Below are 1,896 nucleotides of genomic sequence, written 5' to 3'. Positions count from 1 at the left end.
TAGGCTGTTGAGTTTGAATCCCTTATGCCGATAAAAGTTCATGCAGTTTATATGTCAATTTTTGTAGTCTGAAAAATAGCCCGACGCTTGGCCAAGGGAGATTCTCCAAAGTGCTGTCGATACCAATGTTGGACATCACAGAAGGAAACTGTTTCCATGGCAGTTTTAACAAGTTCAGAGGTCAACTGGGTGGTGAGCAGAGGCAGTGTCAAGAGTAAATGCCCCATATGCTTCAGGGATGACCTTTGGGAAAACAGTTTATATTTACCAAACACAGACTCGATGAGATCAGAAGAGGCAAGTAGGGGCTGATTAGGAGGCAATGCTGTGGTTTCATGGTCAATATAGGCAATTAACTTGGCCAAAAAGTCCTCTAATCGTTTCGATAAGGTTAAATCAGCTGTTTGTTTGATAAAGTCTGTTTTCGAGTGTTGGTTAAACCCTTGATGCTTAAGCTGGTATTGGAGGGTGCGCACTAAGAAAAGCATCTGGTTGAAGGGTTCGAGGGCCTCCTGATAGTCCGACACCCAACCCAATTTTTCCTCAAAGTACCGTCTACCGAGGTCAGCGGTTTGGCAAATTAAGGAACCAACGTCACAGAAAACTGCCTCTGAAAGACACCCTTTGAGGGCTTCAATAAAGGCTTTCTGGTCAGGAAATGGCTTTTGTTTAAGGGGTTTTAAGGCCGCATTGACCTCAGTAGTCAACTGCTCACTCAAGGTTTTTAAGGCACTCGAATCTAAGCAGTAGCCAGGATTGACCCTTGAGAAATCCTGCTGCTTCTGATAGGCCAATACGAGTTTGGCCCACTTCAATAAGGTGTCAATATTGAAGTATCGAGCTTTGGATCGTTGTGCGGGTGGTCTTAAAAAAGATAATCGACTCTGCTGCAACTGTTGACGAGTACGGGTACACCGACTGACAAAGCGCTGATAGATTGGATCGAGCTCTAACTCACCTTTGAGTAATCGGGCACTTTGATGAGTCACATCATAGGTCACCTGCACAGAAGGATGAGCTTGATGGTATAAGCGAATGCCCTTATAGAGATCACTGCCTTGGTCTGAGACAAGCTGTAAGGGGACCCCGACCTGGTCACCAACCGCTTCGAGGATGGGGTAGATCAAGTCTCCTTTAGTGCTCTTCATGACCTTTAACGCTAGTAGTGACAAGTCCTGATAGCACAATTTCCCAGCTGATTGCTCGACGATTTGCTTCCACCGAGCTTGGCTGATTCCTAACACTACTAAGCATTTGTGAGCCCCTAATTCCAGGGTAAGATCGGCAATGTATAGCCAGTCGTGACGATACTCGCACGGACGCTGTAGCAAGTATAGTCCCATCCGCAATACCCATTGCCGAATACTACTATAACTCGGTAAAATTTGACCGATGAACCGACTCAATAGGGCAAAATTTTTCGAGGCTCCCCGGAAACTGCTTAAACTTTCAACCACAAACGAGATGGCTAAGCTAATCGTCAATGCTCCATAATGGTGGCTGGCTAACAGGGTGCCTTGGGTTTCAACGATCCCAACGGTGGCAGAGCCGCCTAAGGACGGGGGGGGACTGCTGTCTGATCAGACAGGGGGCTAAGCGATGGGGATGAGGTCTGTTGACGATACCCTCGCACTTCCTTTTCCGCTATCTGGGCTCGTCGTTTCCACAGGGCTCGACTTTTCTCTAAGTCCCGAATCCGGATTTCTTGTGCTCGCAATTTCTTTTGCTTCTCACTCGCTCTTTGCTTCCAACGATCACGGCTTTGCTTAAATAAATTGGCCAGACGCTCAATTGAGCTTTTGTATCCTTGTATCATGGGCAGATCCTGGCAACCTCTTCACACAGATTATGCATGAACTCATCCCATCAATCAAGTCCTAGAGTGAACAGCCTAGG

2 protein-coding genes are annotated in these 1,896 nt (G+C 46.8%); both read right to left on the bottom strand.

The genetic code is table 11. The features are described from left to right. Positions 1-47 precede the first annotated feature (47 nt). Positions 48-1,457 (bottom strand): hypothetical protein, encoded by a 1,410-nt coding sequence (locus tag F6K38_RS40680; RefSeq protein WP_052308405.1) that lies wholly within the window; start codon positions 1,455-1,457, stop codon positions 48-50. A gap of 95 nt (positions 1,458-1,552) precedes the next feature. Further along, a complete protein-coding gene (locus F6K38_RS40675) occupies positions 1,553-1,816 on the bottom strand; it encodes a hypothetical protein (protein ID WP_008177637.1) in 264 nt (87 codons plus the stop codon). Positions 1,817-1,896: the final 80 nt, after the last annotated feature.

The sequence above is a fragment of the Moorena sp. SIO3B2 genome, from assembly GCF_010692525.1.
GTDB classification, from domain to species: Bacteria; Cyanobacteriota; Cyanobacteriia; order Cyanobacteriales; family Coleofasciculaceae; genus Moorena; species Moorena producens.
This window is presented reverse-complemented; position numbering and strand designations above follow the sequence as displayed.

Coding starts and splice junctions, on each gene's coding strand:
- F6K38_RS40675 (WP_008177637.1), bottom strand. CDS start 1,816: ATGATACAAGGATACAAAAGCTCAATTGAGCGTCTGGCCAATTTATTT.